General features: G+C 47.0%; 23 protein-coding genes. 15 read left to right on the forward strand and 8 right to left on the reverse strand.

Annotation, left to right across the window (positions count from 1 at the left end):
• Positions 1-34: 34 nt before the first annotated feature.
• The 7 genes from NDA03_RS01795 (at position 35) to ureC (ending at position 5160) form a co-directional block, all read left to right on the forward strand.
• A complete protein-coding gene (locus tag NDA03_RS01795; protein WP_348237111.1) occupies positions 35-922 on the forward strand; it encodes an urease accessory protein UreD in 888 nt (295 codons plus the stop codon).
• Between the two features lie 49 nt (positions 923-971).
• Positions 972-1274, forward strand: a complete 303-nt coding sequence (gene ureA / locus NDA03_RS01800) for an urease subunit gamma (RefSeq protein WP_348237112.1) — start codon at positions 972-974, stop codon at positions 1272-1274.
• 27 nt (positions 1275-1301) lie between these two features.
• Positions 1302-1859 (forward strand): DJ-1/PfpI family protein, encoded by a 558-nt coding sequence (locus tag NDA03_RS01805; RefSeq protein ID WP_348237113.1) that lies wholly within the window; start codon positions 1302-1304, stop codon positions 1857-1859.
• 137 nt (positions 1860-1996) lie between these two features.
• On the forward strand, positions 1997-2302 hold the full coding sequence (locus NDA03_RS01810) for an urease subunit beta (RefSeq protein WP_348237114.1): 306 nt from the start codon (positions 1997-1999) through the stop codon (positions 2300-2302).
• 21 nt (positions 2303-2323) lie between these two features.
• A complete protein-coding gene (locus NDA03_RS01815) occupies positions 2324-2788 on the forward strand; it encodes a cupin domain-containing protein (protein WP_348237116.1) in 465 nt (154 codons plus the stop codon).
• Positions 2789-2800: 12 nt separating this feature from the next.
• A complete protein-coding gene (locus NDA03_RS01820; protein ID WP_348237257.1) occupies positions 2801-3337 on the forward strand; it encodes a DUF1349 domain-containing protein in 537 nt (178 codons plus the stop codon).
• A 98-nt stretch (positions 3338-3435) separates the two neighbouring features.
• Positions 3436-5160: an urease subunit alpha gene (ureC, locus tag NDA03_RS01825; RefSeq protein ID WP_348237117.1), complete on the forward strand. Its 1725-nt coding sequence runs from the start codon at positions 3436-3438 to the stop codon at positions 5158-5160.
• 59 nt (positions 5161-5219) lie between these two features.
• Here ureC and NDA03_RS01830 read toward each other — a convergent pair whose 3' ends face one another.
• Positions 5220-5654, reverse strand: a complete 435-nt coding sequence (locus NDA03_RS01830; protein WP_190426776.1) for a hypothetical protein — start codon at positions 5652-5654, stop codon at positions 5220-5222.
• 607 nt (positions 5655-6261) lie between these two features.
• Between NDA03_RS01830 and NDA03_RS01835 the strand changes: the two genes are divergently transcribed.
• Positions 6262-7401 carry a hybrid sensor histidine kinase/response regulator gene (locus NDA03_RS01835; RefSeq protein WP_190410228.1) on the forward strand — a complete coding sequence of 380 codons (1140 nt, stop codon included), beginning with the start codon at positions 6262-6264 and terminating at the stop codon, positions 7399-7401.
• 78 nt (positions 7402-7479) lie between these two features.
• The gene (locus tag NDA03_RS01840; RefSeq protein ID WP_348237118.1) at positions 7480-8856 is read left to right on the forward strand and encodes an aldehyde dehydrogenase; all 1377 of its coding nucleotides are present in this window, start codon (positions 7480-7482) and stop codon (positions 8854-8856) included.
• A gap of 112 nt (positions 8857-8968) precedes the next feature.
• Here the strand turns inward: NDA03_RS01840 and NDA03_RS01845 are convergent, their stop codons facing one another.
• From NDA03_RS01845 to NDA03_RS01855, 3 genes are all read right to left on the reverse strand, one after another.
• Positions 8969-9562: a sulfite oxidase-like oxidoreductase gene (locus tag NDA03_RS01845; RefSeq protein WP_190410230.1), complete on the reverse strand. Its 594-nt coding sequence runs from the start codon at positions 9560-9562 to the stop codon at positions 8969-8971.
• A gap of 124 nt (positions 9563-9686) precedes the next feature.
• Positions 9687-9860, reverse strand: coding sequence for a 50S ribosomal protein L32 (rpmF, locus tag NDA03_RS01850; protein ID WP_190410231.1), 174 nt, complete (start codon positions 9858-9860; stop codon positions 9687-9689).
• A gap of 165 nt (positions 9861-10025) precedes the next feature.
• Entirely contained in the window at positions 10026-10958 is a 933-nt protein-coding gene (locus NDA03_RS01855; protein WP_348237119.1) for a hypothetical protein, read from the reverse strand.
• A gap of 170 nt (positions 10959-11128) precedes the next feature.
• On the opposite strand from NDA03_RS01855, the gene NDA03_RS01860 reads away from it, so the two are divergent.
• A complete protein-coding gene (locus NDA03_RS01860) occupies positions 11129-11677 on the forward strand; it encodes a DUF2808 domain-containing protein (RefSeq protein ID WP_348237120.1) in 549 nt (182 codons plus the stop codon).
• Between the two features lie 15 nt (positions 11678-11692).
• Here the strand turns inward: NDA03_RS01860 and NDA03_RS01865 are convergent, their stop codons facing one another.
• Positions 11693-11815 carry a hypothetical protein gene (locus NDA03_RS01865; RefSeq protein WP_348237121.1) on the reverse strand — a complete coding sequence of 41 codons (123 nt, stop codon included), beginning with the start codon at positions 11813-11815 and terminating at the stop codon, positions 11693-11695.
• Between the two features lie 28 nt (positions 11816-11843).
• On the opposite strand from NDA03_RS01865, the gene NDA03_RS01870 reads away from it, so the two are divergent.
• On the forward strand, positions 11844-13403 hold the full coding sequence (locus NDA03_RS01870; RefSeq protein WP_348237122.1) for a DUF1565 domain-containing protein: 1560 nt from the start codon (positions 11844-11846) through the stop codon (positions 13401-13403).
• Between the two features lie 82 nt (positions 13404-13485).
• On the opposite strand, the gene NDA03_RS01875 is transcribed toward NDA03_RS01870, so the two are convergent.
• Complete coding sequence (locus NDA03_RS01875; RefSeq protein WP_348237123.1) at positions 13486-15153, reverse strand: chemotaxis protein CheB; 1668 nt, start codon at positions 15151-15153, stop codon at positions 13486-13488.
• A gap of 645 nt (positions 15154-15798) precedes the next feature.
• On the opposite strand from NDA03_RS01875, the gene NDA03_RS01880 reads away from it, so the two are divergent.
• Together NDA03_RS01880 and NDA03_RS01885 are read left to right on the forward strand one after the other, a co-directional pair.
• A complete protein-coding gene (locus NDA03_RS01880) occupies positions 15799-16980 on the forward strand; it encodes a GNAT family N-acetyltransferase (RefSeq protein ID WP_190535941.1) in 1182 nt (393 codons plus the stop codon).
• Positions 16981-17090: 110 nt separating this feature from the next.
• Entirely contained in the window at positions 17091-17474 is a 384-nt protein-coding gene (locus tag NDA03_RS01885; protein ID WP_190410237.1) for a DUF4346 domain-containing protein, read from the forward strand.
• Here NDA03_RS01885 and NDA03_RS01890 read toward each other — a convergent pair.
• Positions 17471-18196, reverse strand: coding sequence for a TPM domain-containing protein (locus tag NDA03_RS01890; RefSeq protein WP_348237124.1), 726 nt, complete (start codon positions 18194-18196; stop codon positions 17471-17473). The two genes, NDA03_RS01885 and NDA03_RS01890, sit on opposite strands and share 4 nt — an antisense overlap.
• Before the next feature lie 176 nt (positions 18197-18372).
• Between NDA03_RS01890 and NDA03_RS01895 the strand changes: the two genes are divergently transcribed.
• Together NDA03_RS01895 and NDA03_RS01900 are read left to right on the forward strand one after the other, a co-directional pair.
• Complete coding sequence (locus NDA03_RS01895; protein WP_190410239.1) at positions 18373-18612, forward strand: hypothetical protein; 240 nt, start codon at positions 18373-18375, stop codon at positions 18610-18612.
• 399 nt (positions 18613-19011) lie between these two features.
• Positions 19012-20001: a pentapeptide repeat-containing protein gene (locus NDA03_RS01900; protein ID WP_348237125.1), complete on the forward strand. Its 990-nt coding sequence runs from the start codon at positions 19012-19014 to the stop codon at positions 19999-20001.
• Positions 20002-20290: 289 nt separating this feature from the next.
• Here NDA03_RS01900 and NDA03_RS01905 read toward each other — a convergent pair whose 3' ends face one another.
• Positions 20291-20620 carry a DUF3140 domain-containing protein gene (locus tag NDA03_RS01905; RefSeq protein ID WP_348237127.1) on the reverse strand — a complete coding sequence of 110 codons (330 nt, stop codon included), beginning with the start codon at positions 20618-20620 and terminating at the stop codon, positions 20291-20293.
• Positions 20621-20629 lie beyond the last annotated feature (9 nt).

Raw genomic sequence — 20629 nt, forward strand, 5'->3', positions numbered from 1 at the left:
GAGTAAAAAATTAACAATTTATACACCAAATTTAATGAAAGACCTCGATCCGGCAGTAGCAAATCCCTCATCCTCTGGATGGCACGGCATTCTTAACTTGGAGTTTTCTAAAACCCAAAGCAAAACCCAGGTGATTAGCGATCGCGTAAAAGCACCGCTGAAGGTACAGCGCCCATTTTATCCAGAAGGATCGGAGATTTGTCATAGTGTAATTTTGCATACAGCGGGGGGTGTGGTAGGGGGCGATCGCTTATCGCTTAATTTCCACCTCCAACCCAACGCCCAAGCCTTAATCACTACCGCTGCCGCCGGTAAGGTTTATCGCAGCAATGGATTGCCAGCGAGTCAAACGATTGAAATCGAGGTGAACGCGGGTGCTACTTTGGAGTGGCTACCGCAGGAAACAATTATTTTTGACGGCGCGATTTATCGACAAGACTTGCGGGTAGAATTAGCTCCAGAAGCAAGTTGGCTGGGCTGGGAAATTACACGCTTTGGGCGCAGTGCCAGAGGGGAAAGATTCTTACACGGAGAGTGGCGATCGCATACCGAAATCTGGCAGCAAGGACGCCCTCTGTGGATTGACAGGCAATGGCTACCTGGCGGGACAGAAATCCTCGACAGTCCTCACGGTTTAGCTGGGCAATCCGTTGTAGCGAGTTTAGTCTGGATTGGGCAAGCGGTGTCACCGGAGATTGTGGAAAAAGCACGAAATCTAGGGAATCATTCACCCTTTTTTAAGAAAGGGACAGGGGAAAATCTTCACCAAGCAGGCATTACTCGTCTTCCTTCTGGACTATTGTGTCGCTATCGGGGTTCTTCTACTTCCGAGGTGCGAAACTGGTTTATAGATATTTGGAATTTGCTGCGATCGCACTTTTTAGAACGCCCTGCTTGTCCACCAAGAGTTTGGCAAATTTGAGCGAATCGCAGAAGACACGGAGAACACGAAGAAGTCTAAGAGGTTATCAATGCAACTGACGCCACAGGAAAAAGATAAGCTGTTGATTTTTACGGCGGCACTATTAGCGGAACGCCGCAAGGAAAGAGGTTTAAAGCTAAATTACCCCGAAGCGATCGCTTATATTTCTGCTGGCATTCTGGAAGGCGCTAGAGATGGACGGACTGTTGCCGATTTAATGAGTTATGGGACAACCCTACTGTCACGGGAAGAAGTAATGGAAGGTGTGCCAGAGATGGTGCATGAAGTGCAGATAGAAGCTACTTTTCCCGATGGTACAAAATTGGTTACAGTTCACAATCCAATTCGTTAGATAATCCCGTAGATTGAAGGATTGTTTATGAAGGTTGCATTTATCGTCTACACCGGAATGACCGCCTTAGATTTTATCGGAGTTTACGATCCAGTCACTCGTCTCAAGACAATGGATTTTATATCCGATTTGGAATGGGATATTTGTGCCCATACTCAAGAAGTTAGCGATAACGCTGGACTTCGTTTTACTCCGAACAAAGTAGGGGAATCTCTCCAACCCTATGACATGATTATCGTGCCGGGGGGAATTGGTACCCGAAACTTAGTTGACGATCCTGAATTAATTGCATGGCTTAAAACCTCAGCGTCTTGCCAGTTCAAAGTTTCTGTATGTACAGGTTCTTTACTACTCGGAGCAGCGGGATTTTTAGAAGAAAAAACAGCAACAACCCATCCCAATGCTTTCCAAGACCTTCAAAAATATTGTAAGTCTGTTGTTGACAAAAGAGTGGTTGATGAAGGTGACGTAATTACCGCCAGAGGCGTTACTTCGGCAATCGATTTAGGTTTATATCTTTGTGAAAAGTTCGCTGGGTACGAGATTAAAGAGAAAATCCGTAAACAAATGGATTATCAGACATAGTCTAACCACAATAAGGTAAACATGAGAAATCTACGGAGCGAATTATATTCAGCCTTTTACGATACCGATCCGGTTCCTATGGTTGAATTTATACAATAGTTAGCTGTTTTTATAAAAAACTAAAAGAGGAAGTTGAAATGATTCCTGGGGAAATGCTTGTACAAGCCGGGGAAATAGAACTGAATGCGGGTCGCCCTAGTATAAAACTGCAAGTAGCAAATACAGGCGATCGCCCGATTCAAGTTGGTTCTCATTTTCACTTCTATGAGGTGAACGAATCTTTAGATTTCGATAGAGAACAAGCAAAGGGAATGCGCCTGAATATTCCAGCTGGTACAGCCGTTCGTTTTGAACCTGGAGATGAAAAGGAAGTCGAATTAGTGCCCTTTGTTGGTAGCCGTCAAGTGTATGGATTCAATGGCAAAATAAATAGTTCGCTATAGCAATCAATGAGGAATAATTAAATGACTTTACCGATACAAGAAATCGTACTAGCGCCAGGAGAAGGCAAGCACCTTACTATTGGTAACAGCGAAGCTACATTTAAAGCGGTTGGTGCCGATACCCACGGAAACTTAGGACTGTTTGAGTTTAGCCTAGAACCAGATGGAACCGGGGCGCAACCACATATCCATCGCCAGATGGACGAGATGTTTTATGTCCTAGAAGGCGAAGTGGAAATCCTCGTCGGGGATAAAACAGTAAAAGGACAACCAGGGGCATTTGTGCTTGTCCCTCGCGGTACACCTCACGGATTCGCCAACCGCAGCACAAAGCCAGCAAAGCTGTTAATAATGTTTTGTCCGGGAGGAGAACGCGAGAAGTATTTTGAGGGACTGGCTGAACTGATGAAAGACGGACAAAAACCCGATCGGAAAGCTTTGCTTGAGTTAATGCGGAGATTCGACCAGGAACCAGTGGAAATTTAGAAAAGAATGGCGATGGAATGGTATAACGAACCGCCGATTTGGAACGTCCAAGGCAATACAATTACTATCACTTCCGCTAGCAAAACTGATTTTTGGCGAGAGACTCACTACGGCTTCATTCGAGATAATGGTCACTTTTTTTATCAGCAAGCAAACAAAGACTTCATGGTTGAGGTGAAAGTTAGCGGTGAGTATCGAGATTTGTACGATCAAGCCGGATTGATGCTGCGCTTAGATGAGGCGAATTGGTTAAAATGTGGCATTGAATTTGTCGAGGGTGTACAACAAGTCAGCGCTGTGGTAACAAGAGATTACTCAGATTGGTCTGTTGTCCCGCTGCCAGATAACCCGACTTCTCTTTGGATGCGCGTACATCGACGTGGCACTGCTGTAGAGGTGCAATACTCTCTGGATGGCACTCAGTACACGATGCTACGCCTTGGTTATCTCACGCCAGTTGAGACGGTGAATGTAGGAATAATGTGTGCTTCTCCAGAGGGAAATGGCTTCTCAATGAAATTTGAGGGATTTAAAATTAATCGCTTGTAACCCAAAAAACGCCAAGAATAGCCCAAAACTTTGCGTACCTTTGCGCTAACCTTTGCGTATCTTTGCGTTAAAAATGTACCACTCTAGAGGAGTCAAGGATGAGTTACAGAATGGATCGCCGCGCTTACGCCGAAACCTATGGCCCGACAGTCGGCGATCGCGTTCGTCTTGCTGACACCGAATTATTCATCGAAGTCGAACAAGACTTCACGACCTACGGCGATGAAGTGAAATTCGGTGGCGGCAAAGTCATCCGGGATGGTATGGGACAATCCCCCATTTCTAATGCCGACGGTGCCGTCGATCTGGTGATTACCAACGCCTTAATCCTCGACTGGTGGGGGATTGTCAAAGCCGATATTGGCATTAAAGATGGCAATATTTTCAAAATTGGGAAAGCTGGAAATCCCTATATTCAAGACAAGGTAGATATTATTATTGGCCCTGGAACCGAGGTCGTTGCCGGGGAAGGGATGATTCTCACCGCTGGCGGGATTGACAGCCACATTCACTTTATTTGTCCGCAACAGATAGAAGTCGCGATCGCATCCGGCATCACTACCATGATCGGCGGTGGTACTGGCCCCGCTACGGGTACAAATGCGACCACTTGCACTCCTGGCCCGTGGAATATGTACCGGATGCTGCAAGCCGCTGACGCCTTCCCGGTAAATCTAGGCTTCTTGGGGAAAGGGAATAGCAGCCAACCCCAAGGACTAATCGAACAAGTCTTAGCCGGGGCGATAGGTTTAAAACTGCACGAAGACTGGGGCACCACACCCGCGACGATTGATACTTGCTTGAACGTTGCGGATAATTATGATGTGCAGGTAGCCATTCATACCGATACCTTGAACGAGGCCGGTTTTGTAGAAACCACCATCGCCGCATTTAAGAATCGTGTTATTCACACTTACCACACCGAGGGAGCCGGTGGAGGTCACGCGCCGGACATTATCAAAGTATGCGGCGAAGCGAACGTCCTGCCCTCTTCCACCAACCCGACGCGCCCTTATACCGTCAATACCCTAGACGAACACCTGGATATGCTAATGGTGTGTCATCACCTCGACCCCAGCATTCCCGAAGATGTCGCCTTTGCCGAGTCCCGGATTCGCCGGGAAACCATTGCCGCTGAAGATATCCTGCACGATTTGGGCGCATTCAGCATGATTTCCTCTGATTCTCAGGCGATGGGGCGGGTAGGCGAGGTAATCATTCGCACCTGGCAAACGGCACACAAAATGAAAGTGCAGCGGGGAAACCTCTCCCCATTGCTGCTAGGAGAGGGGCAAGAGAGGGCAGATAATTTCCGGGCAAAGCGCTACGTTGCTAAATATACAATCAATCCAGCCATTACCCACGGGATTTCGCAGTATGTTGGTTCCGTAGAAGCGGGGAAATTGGCGGATTTGTGCCTCTGGCGTCCGGCATTTTTTGGCGTCAAGCCAGAGATAGTCATCAAAGGGGGTGCGATCGCTTACGCTCAAATGGGCGATGCCAACGCTAGTATCCCCACACCGCAACCCGTGCATATGCGCCCGATGTTCGGCTGTTTTGGAGGAGCGATCGCTGCCACTTCTCTAACTTTTATTTCCCAAGCGGCACTCGAACAAGAGATTCCCAGCCAGCTTAAGCTACAAAAGCCAGCCGTTGCCGTCAGCGGTACGCGGCAGCTCAGTAAGCGAGACATGAAATTAAACGATGCCCTGCCTCACATGGAAGTAAATCCGGAAACCTACGAAGTGCGAGCCGATGGGGAATTGCTGACTTGCGAACCGGCAACCGTTCTCCCATTAGCACAACGCTACTTTTTATTCTGATTAAATTGGTAGTAGAGAAGCGATTAACTTGCTAGAGATGCAACTAATCGCTTCTCTACTTATCTATTTTTCAAAACTAATACCCCTTCCGGATTCACCTCGTATTGTGCCCCCACATAACCAGTGCGGTCATACAGAATTTGGTGAATGTGTTGGTCTAGTTTTGCTTCATCAGAAATTTGAGGTCGATAATATTCTTTGATTTGCTCCTCGATGCCCATCACCTCAAGACGGTCGTGAAGTGCTGCGGGTTCTCCTGCTAAATAAGCATTTCGTGCCGCATCATCGCTCAAGAAGCTCATCAAGATTGGCAACGGAACTCCGCCAATCGTCATCCTGCCACTGCTCAGTAGTAGCACCCCTAGAAAGATAGATAAAAGTATAGAAAAGTAGATGCCCGCGATCAGTTTTACAGGAACTTTAGGCGAAGGACGATAATCAGGGCGTTGTTGTTTGCGAATGGTTCGACTAGATTCAGGTGCTAAGCGACCCATACTTTCCAACTTTGAATCTGCTCTTCATTGATGACTGAAATTGGGGGGGTCGGTCAATCTATCCTGAGGCGTAAAAATTTAAAGAGAGGGAAATAACGCAGTCAACATAAAACGCAGACCGCCAAGTAGCAGAGAGTTTAAAGCGATCGCTTGCACGTCCATCCTGTAGATAAAGCTGTCTTATTACCAACCACTCAAGTTTCTATCTTGAGCGCGATCGCCCAAAAGACCTCTTTTACCTATCCATCCGCACGAGGAAATTGACTTCGCTACTGCCTATCTTTCCCGTTTTGCTTAATTTATAGATGTAAATAAACTAGATATCTGCGATTTTTTCTTTCCAGCAATGAGCAGCCAGATGTATCAGATGACAGAAAAGTATGACCGTCATCCTAAAGGTTTATAATTAATTTTCTGTTGCTAAGGTCATTTGGCTAGTCCAGACACTGGATAGAAGCCAAAGAAGCAAAGATTCGGTAAAGATCCCCAACAATCCTTCTGTAGAATGAGGCAAAATGATACCTTAGGCGTAAAGAATGTTACGTGATGCACGATTAATTTACAAAAATTAATTTCAATAAACTTGAGTTGTTAACCTATCGCTTCCATGAAGAATCATTCGAGTCTCAATCAACCTTCTAAAACTGACCGCATTCTCGTTGTGGATGATTCTCCCGATAACTTGTTTTTGGTTCAAACCATTTTAGAAGAAGAGGGATATCAAATTACCTTGGCGGAAAATGGTCGTTCTGCCTTAAACGAGATTGAACAATCTCCACCAGACTTGGTTTTGTTGGATGTGATGATGCCGGGGATGGATGGATATGAAGTCACGAGGCGAGTCCGTGATAATACTAAGTTGCCATTTATCCCGATTTTACTGATCACAGCCCACGATCACGCCAGCGTGGTAGAGGGATTAGATACCGGAGCAGATGATTTTATTCGCAAGCCAGTGCAAGTTGACGAATTGCTGGCGCGGGTGCGATCGCTTCTGCGGCTGAAGCATAGTGTGGACGAACGCGATCAAATTGCCCGTCAGCGAGAAGATTTCGTTTCCTGGCTCACCCACGACTTGCGGACGCCGATCGTCGCCGCAGAGCGGATGCTGGCTTTATTTAGGCAAGGAGCCTTAGGAGAACTCTCGCCAGGAATGCAAGAAGCGATCGCTACAATGGATCGCAGCAACCGCAACTTGCTGGCGATGGTGAATACTTTATTAGAAGTCTATCGCTATGAAGCCGGTCGTAAAACCCTGAGCTTCTCACCAATTGACCTGCGGAAACTACTTCAGGAAGTAGTTCAAGAACTTTCTCCCTTAGCAGAGGAAAAGAATCTCACCCTGAAGCTGGATTTAGGGGACAGCGCCGACAATCATCCGCTTGATTTCAAAGTAGTCGGCGATCGCATGGAAATCCATCGGGTTCTAACGAACTTAATCGGAAATGCTATCAAATTTACAGATAACGGTTCAGTTGCTGTCCATGCGTCGGTAGGCTCCCATACAAGTAACTCCGCGAATCCTGCCATCGTTATTGACGTTAACGACACAGGTCCTGGTATCACCCTAGAAGACCAGAAAGTTTTATTTGAGCGATTTCGCCAAGGGAACCACAAGCGTTCTGGCAGCGGTTTAGGGCTGCATCTATCGCGTAGAATTGTGGAAGCTCATCAAGGTGAAATAGAAGTCAAATCCGAGTTGGGTAAAGGTAGTTTATTTAGAGTTCGCTTGCCTGCTCAAATATGAAATTTTACTGTTGGATTTTAGATTTTGGATTTCAAAGGGTATAGAGTCTAAAATTTAAAATCCAACATTGGAGAAAAAATGCTAGTACCACCAAAAGTTAGTAACATCGTATTTCAGCAACGAAAGTTTTTTGCAACTGGAAAAACTAAAGACATATCATTTAGGATTCAACATTTAAAGCTTTTAAAAAGAGCATTATTAGAGAATGAAGCCGCTATTTTTAAGGCTCTGCAAACCGACCTTAACAAATCAGTGTTTGAAGCTGCTTTATCAGAAATAGGAGTTTGCTTAGAAGAAATTAATTATGCGTTAAAAAATATTAATACTTGGACAAAACCCAAGAAAATAAAGGCACCAATTACCCAATTTATAGCCTCCGCTCAGGTTTATTCTGAGCCGTTGGGTGTAGTTCTAATCGTGGGAGCTTGGAACTATCCCTTGCAGCTACTAATTTCCCCTCTAGTGGGTGCGCTCGCAGCCGGTAACTGTGCGATTCTAAAACCGTCAGAACTCGCTACAAATACATCGCATCTATTAACTGAGATTATCCCTAAATACTTTAATCCAGAAGTAGTGGCTGTTGTAGAAGGCGGTATCGAAACCAGCCAGCAGCTACTGGAAGAAAAGTTTGACTATATCTTTTTTACAGGCGGCAGCGAAGTTGGAAAAATTGTTATGGCGGCAGCAGCCAAACATCTGACGCCCGTTACCCTAGAATTGGGCGGCAAAAGTCCTTGTATTGTAGATGCCGATACTCATCTGGAATACACTGCCAAAAGGATTGTTTGGGGTAAATTCATGAATGCAGGTCAAACTTGTATTGCCCCAGATTATCTTTTAGTAGATAAAAGAATTAAAAGAGATTTGCTCGCACAAATCAAAAATTGTATTCACGATTTTTATGGAGATGAACCGGAAAAAAGCCCTGATTATGGCAGAATTATTAATCAAAAACACTTTAACCGTCTTTGTAAATATCTAGATGGGGATGTTTTGATTGGTGGAGAGACTAATCCATCTGAGCGATACATTGCTCCTACCGTCATCGATCGCGTGGGCTGGGAAGATCCAGTCATGCAAGAAGAAATCTTTGGTCCAATTCTGCCAGTCCTAGAATATACAGAGTTGAACGAAGCGATCGCGCTTGTCAACGCCAAACCGAAACCCTTAGCCCTCTACTTCTTCTCGAAAGACAAACAAAAGCAACAAACCGTCTTGCAACAAACCTCTTCAGGGGGTGTTTGCATCAATGACACCGTTATGCAAGTTGGCGTCCTAGATTTACCCTTCGGTGGCGTTGGAGAGAGCGGCATCGGTCGTTATCACGGCAAGGCAAGTTTTGAGACATTCTCCCATCAAAAAAGCGTACTCCACAAATCTTTTCTCGTTGATGTGAAGTTGAGATACGCTCCCTATAAGGACAAGCTCAAAATCCTGAAGTGGCTAATGAAATAATTAGTAATGAGAAAAAAGTTTTAAATTGTAGAGGCGCGATTTATTGCGTCTGAGTTTTGAATTAAAGAATTCTTTTATAACTCAAAACTCAAAACTCTCTTTTCCTACTCCCTTAATAGCTATATCGCTCTTCTGCCCACGGTTCTCCCCGCCGGTGGTAGCCATTGCGCTCCCAAAAACCCGACTCTTCTTGCCGAAGAAATTCTAAGCCGTTAATCCATTTGGCGCTTTTCCAGGCATAAAGATGAGGGACAACTAGCCGCATCGGTCCGCCATGTTCCGCCGGTAGCGGTTCCCCAAATAGAGTGTGAGCAAAAAAGTTTTCTTCTCGCAGAAAGTCTTCTAAAGGAATATTCGTGGTGTAGCCACCGTAACAGTGTTCCATAACATGAACAGCTTTCGGGTCAACTTCCACCAGCTTCATAAAGTCTGTCACCTTAACGCCAGTCCACTGCACGTCGAGTTTAGACCAGCGGGTGACGCAATGGAAATCGGCAGTAAAGTTATGTTGGGGCAGAGCCATAAAATCTGCCAAGCTGAAAGTCTTTTCGGTTGCCAAACCCCAGACGCGAAATTGCCAGTTGTCAGTATCGATCTGCGGAGTGTTGCCGTAGGTCAGCACCGGGAAGCCTTTCGTCAGATATTGACCGGGAGGAACCCGTTCGCTCTCCTCCGATTCTGGTTTTTTGAAAAATTTTCCTAGCATGAGTCTAGTAGAGATGGCGTTTTGTGTACTCTAATTCTTAATATGCACTTATATCCAAAAAAATAGCGCCCAAAGGCGCTCGGAAATTCTAGGAAGCTGAGACGAAAAGCAACCTCTAGGATAATTATTCTTCTTCGGCTTCTTCTTCCTGGGTTGGATACACAAACTTAGAACGCCCAGTCAGAATCGATTTGCCCAAAGACAGAGCTTTCTGAGCTTGAATTGTCGCCTTGTGCTTCCAGGTGGCTTTGCGCTTATCGCGCTTGGATTTTGATGTTTTCTTCTTAGGAACCGCCATGATCGTAACTCCAGCAATCGTTTACAGCCTTCCTATTCTAAGAGATCCCTTGACCAGTTCAATCTAGTCGGGCGAATTTCTCGACTGTCTCACCCTTGTTCGTTCCCGATGAGGCACTGAGCAGAGAGGTGTGCGCGGTGGTTCACACGCTGATTTGGGCGGTTTTTATCGCCCCTGTCCGGTGGTTCCCGTTCCAGTGGTTGGCGTAGTGGGATTGGGAATGTTCTCTGTTGGATTGGGAATGTTTTCTGTTGGATTGGGAATCGTTTCCGTGGGATTTACATTACCGCCAGGAAATGCTGGTGAAGAGGGAATCGTTGGCGAGGTGGGAGCAGTTGGTGCATTTGGTGCAGTTGGGGCTGCGGTTCCGGGTGCCTGGTTCTGAGGAGTACCGGGGGCTGCGGGAGCGGCTGTTCCCGGTGTCTGGTTCTGAGGAGTCCCTGTAGGCGCTCCGGGCGCGACATCTCTAATGTTACCGGGCACTGCGGTTGGTGGGGGAGGTGTAGCAGGTGCCCCCTGTGCTGGTGCTGGGGGGGGTTCGGCAGTAGCGGGGACGGGCTGATCGGAAGGCGTCACGTCATCCACAAAACCGAGTAAAGACTTGGTATTGGGGAAGTAGGTTGCCCAGCGCGGGGTATCGGGGCGGCTTCTCCAGGCTCCGCGAGTTACTTTTAAAGAAAGAATCGGCGCGATCGCTCCCTGATTTTGCCCCAGAATCATCACGGCAACATCAGTCACTAAGATGTCGCGATCGAAGCTGCGCTGCGCCGCCGCCCTAGCCACTACCTCGGCTCTGCGGACAAAACCTTCGTAAGTTTCTGCTGGCTGACGAACCAAGGCAACTTCAGAGCGAGCAGTGTAAGCTTGGGCAATCTGCGGTACAAAAGCAGCCGTTGCCAGCCAAGTTGCTCCCCCACAACCGAGCAATGTCACTAAACTAATGGGTGCAATTCGCTTAGCTGCAAAAGACTTCATCAAATTAGCAGTCCTCTGACTCCACCCTCTCCCTTGAAACTCGATTGCTGATAAAACCTTCAAACCATCAGAACCCGATTCGTGCATAGTTGCCACCCGGTTTTTGCCCCGCCCTAGAATCACCGATTTTAGCCTTCCTACTTTAAAGATAATGCCCAACAAAAATGTAGTTCATCTACATCATGGCTGAGAATTACCTCCCACTGTAGAGGGATTTTGCCATAGATCACGACAAAATTAAATTCAAAATAGTTCCGAGTAAATGAATCTTTTCTTGTCTTTGGTACTTGGCTATGCGTTCTTTTTTAGTTTTCAGCTCAACCCTAGCGGTAATCGCTAGCATTTGGGGAGTCTTGAGTCCTTCATCTAGGGCGATTCAGCTAGCAGATGGAACTGTTTCCTTTGAAAAACCGCCTCGCTTAATAGATGCTACGACTACCTTTGACCGGATTAATGTCTGGGGAGCTACCTATTATTTCACCGTCAGTCTGCCAGAAAATGCTGGTGAACCGCTTGGGCAAGTGACGATTACCCAAAACGAGGGATTAGAGATAATTCGATTTAAACTTAACGACAGCGAAGCATTTGTAGGGAAGCCTGGAAACAAAGGCGAGAAGTTAGGGCTGGGAAAAGTCATAAGAGATAGTCAGACAAACACCATTTCAGTCATGTTTGATCCTCCCGTACCTCCAGGTAAAACCGTTACGATTGGTCTCGATCCGGTACGTAACCCCTTCAGTAGCGGCGTATATCTGTTCCGAATCAAAGCTTTCCCAGCCGGAGAGAAAGCTTACGGTTTAGATTTGGGAGTAGGACGTCTGCACTTCTATTCGCCCTTTTAAAAGCTTGTCTTTCTCTTAACCATCATTGCCGAATTTTCCGGATAGGCTCTTATAGGGGATGTAGCCGTCTGAATTGCCTGCATAAAACAAGTAAATTTGCAAGCGATCGCTGCTCTGGTTGCAGATTTTTGTTACCACACCCCAATTACTCTGTTTCAATATCACTATGGCTCAAACTTTTTTTATCAATCCAGCGACCGGAAATGATAGCGCTGCTGGCAGCCAGTCAGCGCCGTTTAAAACGATTACCAAAGCTCTCCAACAAGCACAATCTGATACGACCATTCAACTGGCAGTGGGGAACTACAATGCAGCCAGCGGTGAAGTCTTTCCCCTCAAGGTGCCGGCTGGGGTCAAGGTTGTGGGGAATGAAGCCAATAAAGGCAGTGGCATCTTGATTGAAGGAAGTGGAACCTACAGTAGCCCCAACTCTTCTGGCGGTCAAAATGTGACGGTCACTTTAGCGAATAATGCTCAACTCCGGGGCGTAACTGCAACCAATCTGGCTACACGCGGAACTGCCGTCTGGATAGAATCGAATGGCTCCACGGTTGCCAATTGCACCTTCACCAATAGCAAGCGCGAGGGAGTCTTTGTAACTGGTGATGGCAACCCGGTCATCACCAATAATGTATTTACTAAAAATCTGGGCAATGGCATCTCGCTAGCAGGAAATGCCAAAGGCGAAATTCGAGCCAATACCTGCCAGAATACGGGTTATGGCATGAGCATTGCCGATAGTGCCTCTCCATTGGTGGTAGATAACCAAATTTCTGGTAACCGATCTGGGATTGTCATCTCTGGAAATGCGCGTCCCAAGCTGCGGAATAATCTGAGCGAACGAAACTCTGATGATGGTGTGACAGTGATTGGAAATGCCTTACCGGATCTGGGCAGTGCCACCGAAGCAGGAAAAAATATCCTGCGCTACAACACTAAATTTGATTTACAAAATAGCAGCTCAAACCAGCTGGTTGTGGCGGGAAATCAAATGAATCCCGACAAAGTAAAGGGAAGCGTAAACTTGCTCGACAATCAGCTTCCTCCTACTGATACGGCTGGCAGTGGCGGTGGTAGTGGCGGTGGTAGTGGCGGTGGCGGTGGCAGTGGCGGTGGTAGTGGCGGTGGTGGCGGTGGCTCTCCAGTCCTTGAGCTAACCGATATTAAAGGTCATTGGGCTGAGACTTTTATTCAAGAATTAGTGAAGCAAGAGATTATCAGCGGGTTTCCTGACAAAACCTTTAGACCTGATGCTAGTCTGACACGAGCGCAATATGCTGCCTTATTGACCAAAGCCTTTACTCCACCTGCCAAACGAGAAGCGATCGCTTTCAAAGATGTGGCAAACAGTTTCTGGGGTTACGCTGCGATTCAACAAGCCTATCGCGGTGAATTTCTCTCTGGGTTTCCCGATAAAACCTTCAAACCGAACGACAATGTCCAGCGCGTCCAAGTGATTGTCTCCTTGGTGAATGGACTAAAGTTAACCGGGGGCGCTGTCACCGCGTTAAACTTCTTCGATGACCGCACGGGCATTCCTGACTATGCCAAGGACGAGGTCGCAACAGCCGCCCAAAAGCAGCTGGTTGTCAATCATCCAACGCTCAAAAAACTTAACCCCACCCGCGATGCAACGCGGGCGGAAGTAGCGGCAATCGTTTATCAAGCCTTGGTGAATGCTAACCGAGTCTCAGCTATCAACTCACCCTATATCGTGACGGCTTGATCGAGGCTGGAACTGCCTCACCTTGATTAAATGTTGCGATCGGCTTTAGGGGCGAACAGTTGTTCGCCTCTACTTCTCAAATCTACACTGGAGAAACCACGAGATTTACGAGGGTAGACCCGATCTCGTGGAGGGGGAGAACGAAATCTACACTTCCCGTCTCAATGGCGGCGCGAGGCATCTCAAAAAATTCCGATGTACTTTCATCTTGGGCGATCGCTAATCCACCCATCTTATGAATTGCCTGCACCCCGGTTGCACCATCGCTGCCTATTCCAGAGAGAATAACCGCGATCGCCCGTTCTTTAAAACTCGCCGCCAGTGACTGCAATAGCAAGTCAGCAGAGGGGCGTGCAAAGTCCACGAGTACCGCCCCAGACAGGCAAAAAGTCCCCTCCGGGGTGACGAGTAGATGCTGATTTGGAGGAGCCACGTAGACCATCCCCGGTTTTAATAGCTCTCCTTCTTGTGCCTGCTTGAGTGGCAAGGTCGTAGGGCGATTTAAAGCGTCGGTTATCAAACTGGAGGCAGACTGAATGTCGGGTTTTTGCACCACAATAATCGCTGCCGGAAAGTCCGGGGGGAAGGCAGGCAGGATGTGGCTTAAGGCTCTCAGCCCACCCTCAGATGCCGCCAGCACCACTACTTTGAAAGGGGAGTGCGGATTTCCATTTCCGTCTGCACTCTCGCCTGATTCCTCACTCTCGGCTAGGGGTACTGTCGCAGGCAATTGACCTTGGAAAAGCCCCTGCCGGATGAAATCAGAGCGTTGTTCCGCTTCTTTAGCTTTTGCTTCATAACGCTGTGCTGACAAGGTTTTGTTGCGATCGCGCGAATACTTCGCCATCTTATACATCAGCTCCGCACGCTCTTCTAGAGAACGGATTGCGGCCCACAGCGCCTCCTCCTGAGCCTGAGACTGCCCCGCTACCAGAGTCTCTGCTGAATAAGCGTGCCCCACGCGACAGCGGTACTGGAGCAATCCTCTCTCATTCAGTTGGAACAAACTCCCGCCACAATCTGGACAAGTAAAGCTTGAGTGGGTTCCAGGCTTTCCCCGTTCCCGTAAAGCGGCTCCATCCACTTCCACAATATCGGTATCCGTATCAAATTCGCTTTCGCTAGACACAGTGCTGGCTCCTTCCTCTGCCACAGTTTCATGGGCTAGACGCACTAAAGCAGGGGCGATTGACGACAGCGGCAGGATAAAATCAACATCTGCGTGTTCGATGGCGCTCTTTGGCATCCCTGAGAAAAAAGCGTCCGTTGGGTCTTGAACGACTGCCACGCCCCCTTGCCGCTTTAAATCGATCAGTCCCGCCGTGCCATCGTCGAGGGTACCCGACAATACCACCCCGACTACCCGGCGTTTATACGCCCTCCCTGCGGTGCGAAACAGGGGATCGACTGCCGGACGAGCGTTGTTCTCTTTTGGCCCCTGCACCAAGCGGATATATCCGCGCTTCACCAGCAGGTGATAATCTGGCGGTGCTACATAGATTCGCCCATACTCAATCTTCTCATTGTTTTTAGCATGGTCTGCGTGCAAGGAACCATTCAAAAGCTGCGGCAGAATACTCTTACCCCACGCTGGAAAGTGAACGACGACGAAAATCGCAGCCGGAAGATCCGACGGCAAATCAGCGACCAATTGAGTCAAGGCTTCTACCCCCCCGGCGGAAGCTCCAAGAACGATAATGTCGTGACCAGGCATTTGCCTCTCCTGATGGAACACTGCGGAAAAATCCATCCGATTGATGGAATGGGGTGAAAACTCTGCTCAATTAGTGATGATTGTACCTACGGCGGTTTTAGCTGAATTTCTACAAGGAAAATGTGCTTGGCGAGAAGCTCTATCCTTCTCTCGCCAAGCATCTTCTTGAGAGAACCACTATTTTCTGCCTTTCCTGTAAAGCTTGCAAGGCAGTGGAATTTTTAAAGCTTTGGCTTACTTATAACTAATGTAACTACTCGTGTTGCACCCATCTTCTAGCTGGGGAATGAGTTCACTATGAAGTTTATAAGTGAGCTTGAACACAAAAAGCCTTAATGGTTTACAGCGCTAGAAGCTTAGTTAATAGGTCTATTTTCTATGGAATTGCATCTTGATAGCAGCTAGCAGGCATTGCTAATTTTTAAAATAATCGGACTTACACAGAGATACCCCTTGCATCCCCCGATAAATTAGGGGACTTTAACTCGATTTTCATCAATTTATCAAGAAGTTACGGGGATTTAGGTTTTAAGCTTTCAGTGAGTCAGTCCTGAATAATATAGAAGTTTTTGCTCTAGCGATCGCTTTCTCTTTGATGAGATGGGGAAAGTTCCATTACCCTAGAAGAGGCTTTCTCATCCAGTCTGAGTCGCAACCAACGCTCTACCCCCAATTTCTTAAATGGTGGAACAACTTAAACCCCGCTATTCTGTTGCTTGGATTAGTAAAATCGCTGAAGTGCCCCAAGCCGAGTGGGACGCGATCGCTCTGCCGTTGAAAACGCCTTTCCTAGAATGGGATTGGCTCAACAATATGGAAACTTCTGGTAGCGTCGGCGCTAAAACGGGTTGGCTACCCACTCACCTAACGATATGGCGGGACAGGCAGCTAATTGGGGCTGCACCGCTTTATCTGAAAGGACATAGTTATGGTGAATTTGTATTTGACCATCAGTGGGCAGATTTAGCCCAACGCTTAGGGGTGCAATACTATCCAAAATTACTGGGAATGTCTCCGATGACCCCAGCGGAAGGCTATCGCTTCTTAATTGCGCCTGGTGAAGATGAGGATGAACTAACCGAGCTAATGGTGGAGGCGATTGACCATTTTTGCCAAAAAAATCGGATTAGTGGCTGTCATTTCCTCTATGTAGACCCCGAATGGCGACCGATTCTGGAACGACACGGTTTTACGCCGTGGCTGCACCATAGTTTCATTTGGCAAAACACGGGCTTTAATACTTTTGATGATTACCTGGGCGCGTTTAACGCGAATCAGCGCCGCAACATCAAACGGGAACGCAAGGCGGTAGAAAAAGCCGGTTTGCAAATCAGAACCCTCACGGGTGATGAGATTCCGAAGCCACTATTTTCGTTAATGTATGACTTCTACGCCGATACCTGTGACAAGTTTGGTTGGTGGGGAAGTAAGTATTTAACTCGGCGATTTTTTGAACAGCTGCATCCCCGCTATAGCCATCGAGTGTTATTTGTAGCAGCCTACGACGAGCAGAATGACCTGCACCCCATTGGAATGTCTTTTTGCCTCACCAAGGGCGATCAAATGTATGGGCGCTATTGGGGTAGCTACCAGGACATTGACTGTCTGCATTTTAATGCCTGCTACTATACGCCAATTGAGTGGGCGATCGCGCATGGCATCCAAAGCTTCGACCCCGGTGCTGGTGGACGTCATAAAAAACGTCGCGGTTTCCCAGCTACTTCCAACTACAGTATGCATCGATTCTATAATCCGCGTTTGGGTCAAGTTCTGCGGACTCACATCCATCAAATCAACGAAATGGAGCAACTGGAAATTGATGCAATTAACCAGGAGTTACCTTTTGCCCAGCGCGATGAATAAAACAACCTTAAGAGGCACGAAAGCTCTGGAGAAATAGAGGAACGAACTAAACTTGAGATAGGCTGTAAGCCTGTTTACAGTGTCGATTGTTTAGAAATCTCTTGATTTTTATGCCTCAAACTGCTCAAGATTTAGCTGCCATTGATGACCAGCTTTCCAAACGTTATATTCACCTCGATCCGGCTGGATATTTCATCATTTACCTGGATCGGGAAGCGGGGCTAATTTGCGCTAAACATTTCACGAATATCATTAACGAACGCGGTTTAGCAGTCGATCCCGAAACTGGCAAACCCATCCCGGTGCGAGGCAAGGTAGAACGTACCCACACCGCTGTCTATAGTGGCAGAACAGCTAAAGAGCTTTGCATAAAAATTTTTGAGCAAACTCAGTCCGCCCCACTCACCATGCTGGATCATGCCGCTTATTTGGGGCGCGAATTTGTCAGGGCTGAGTTTGCTCTAATTAACGGGCAGGAGTACGTTCAAGACTAGCCGGAGAAGCCTTGATAGAAAAAGTAAGTCACCATTGGAATGACAGTGGCAGCGAGCAGTAAGCCAACCACCCAGATAGTCGCGTTGCCAGTGTCGGTTTCTTCTGCCTTTTTAAAGGTTCTTTCGACGTTAACCGTATCTTTGACTTCCGGCGGACCTGGGTCTGGCTCACCTGTTAGTACGGCAATTAAGCGATCGCCTGCATCCGAAAAAGCTTGATTGTATTTGTCGCCTTCCTTCAGTGGCACCAGCACGGTTTCTTGGGCAATGCTATTGGCGATCTCATCGCTCAAGATAGACTTGACCTTTTCACCTGTGCGAATCGCAGTGTTGTTCGTGACGCTATCAATCACCAGTAAAATTTGATTTGCTTGCGCTTCTGGCGTCGGAAACCATTTTTCAAACAACTGATTGGTAAAACTTTCCACTGTTTCGCCATAATCGAGGTGGCGGATGGTCACAAATCGGACTTGATTGCCTGTGTCGTTGGCTAATTTATCCAACTCGGTGTTAATTTGACCTTCGGTAAGGCGACTGAGAATTTCAGCTTTATCGAGAATCCAGTTGCGATCGCCTGCTGCTAAATTGGGAATTTGATAAACGCCTGTAGCATTTACTGGCGCTGCGATTAGCTGAGTAGCCAGAACCATCAGGGCAATGGCTACTATCAGGCGCGTCTGGAATTTTATTCGACGAAAGACTTGAGTGAGGAATTGTCTCATTGGATGAAATGACAAAAATGACTTTTTTCAAAAAATACTACACAAACTCCCCGAAAACTCACTTTCGGTGAAGCGAACGTGTTAGTTTTTAAAAATAGCCTTTTTTCGGTTATATCGAAAGTGAGCGCGATAGGTTAGCAAAATAATCAATAAAATCGCTCTGGGTGGTATCAGCTATGAGTTCACCAGAAATTTACAGGGGTTGGCTAATTGAAGCACGACCAGTATTCTGCGTTCAGGTTTGGAGTGCTGGTGGAGAATGCCTGATTCCCGTCCATAATGCCAAAACTGAGGCAGAAGCACTGGAGTTGGCGAAGCGTTGGATCGACCTGCAAACAGCACCAGAAAATCCTCAGCCCAACTCGTTCGATCCATTTTCCAATGAGATTGACTACGACGATGATATTCCGTTTTGAGCGATCGCATCCTTTGAGTAATCTCATCGCACTGACGCGAGCCTAGAAATCAATTTCGACGAGAAGCTAAAGTAAGCTTTAGCTTACTGGTAAGCGGTTGAACCCGTTTCAACGGATGTTAGCTTTTAGCCCATTTAGTTCGGGGCTGTAGTCCGCGACTTGCTCTTGGCAATGGAAAGAGAGCGATCGCATCTAGAGTGGCAAAATTCGGTTCGCTTCAGTAAAGAGAATTAAGCCACTAACAGAGCAATCGCATTGTCTTAATTTTTATGTAAAAAAATTCATAAAATTTAAACTACTTAAATCCAAAAATGATCCAAAAGTTAATGCATTTTTGGCGATATATTTGGGAACTCTAAAAATAGACAAGTTATCTGTAAGCGAATCTGGAGAAACCCTATGGATTCACAAGAACTGAAACAGCGCTATGAAGAAGGACAAAGAGATTTTAGCGGCGAAAATCTTATAGGGATAAACCTGGAAAGAGCCAATCTATCAGGGTCAGACTTTTCAGGAGCCTATCTATCAGCGGCAAACCTTAGTCGCGCAGTCCTAATCGGAGCAAACTTCAGTGGAGCCTGCCTGCATCGAGCCGATCTGAGTTTTGCCAAAGTCAACGAAGCACGATTCATCGAGACAGACTTGACAAAAGCCAACTTAAGAGGAGCTGTCCTCGTTAAGTCGGTGCTGGTCGGAGCAAAACTAAGTGGTGCAATCCTGACATCAGTAAATCTGCGTTTGTCAAACTTGCGCGGAGTTAACCTGTGCGGTTCGGACCTGCGGGGGATAAACTTGCGGTCGGCTAACTTGGTGGATGCTAACCTAAGTTGGGCAAATCTGAGTGGAGCCAGATTGAGCGGCGCATTGCTGCGAGGAACGATACTCAACGGCGTACACCTGAGAGGAGCTTACTTAAATGGCGTCGATCTCAATGGCATAGACTTGGATGGCGTCAACCTCAGCGAGACCAAACTGAATGGAGCTAATCTGAGTGGTGCCAACCTAGCAGCCACAAATCTGTCTGAAGCCCAGATGCGTGTAACGATTCTATCTAGAGCAAATTTGCACGCATCCAATCTAAATCACTCCTCACTTGCCAAAGCAGACTTATGTGAAGCGAACTTAAGTAAGGCAGACTTGAGTCAAGCCAATTTGAGTGAAGCTGACATGACGGGAGCAAACCTGAATATGGCAAGCTTGCGTGAAGCCAACCTAAGTGAAGCAAGTTTGCGGGGAGCCTATTTGTGGGGAGCTAACTTGAATGTGGCAGAAATGCGGGGAGCCGATTTGACTGGTGCTAGCCTGCGGGGAGCCTACCTGGAAGACTCTGACTGGCAACAAGCAATCTTAACGGGTGCAATCCTCCCGGATGGCACAATTCACGAATAAGTTAACTAGCTGGCATCCTTGGCGATACTTCTACCATTTGTATCTGTGGCTACAACATGAACTAAAGGGCAATTGGTAATTGTTTTCTCGTTACTGCTCAGGAGCATTTATTTGTAGCAGGCATTTATAGAAAAAATGGTTTTAACACTCGAAGCGATACGCTTAGCACGTATCGCTGCAATTCTATGTCGGTGCTGTTAATTGTAGGTTCTCGTTTCCAGGCGTAAGAAACGAGAAATTTTTTTGGGAAATTGGAGAGAGTTTTTGCAATTTCTTGGTAAAACTACAGTTACTTGAGCGGATCGTGACCCCAATTCATCAGTGAGTAGCGCCAGCGCGTGTGTTCTATATCGCCTGACGGCTGCTGTGCGCTGTGGCGGTGGACGTAACTAATCACTTTCTTAAGGTGCGATATATCATCTTCGCTGTACTCATCCTTCTTCTTGTGCAACAGCTCGATGATACGCTTACCGGATTTGTGACCTGTTGATTCTTCCTCTCCGTCCTTTTGTCCAACAGCTTTAGAATCGTCAGTTTTAAGCCAGGACTCAAGTTCCTGCGGAGTCATGTTAACAACGCTGTGAAACTCGTCGATGGCTGATTTCACATCATTATTCATAGTTCAGCA

It is taken from the genome of Trichocoleus sp. Lan (genome assembly GCF_039961855.1).
GTDB lineage: Bacteria > Cyanobacteriota > Cyanobacteriia > Cyanobacteriales > FACHB-T130 > FACHB-T130.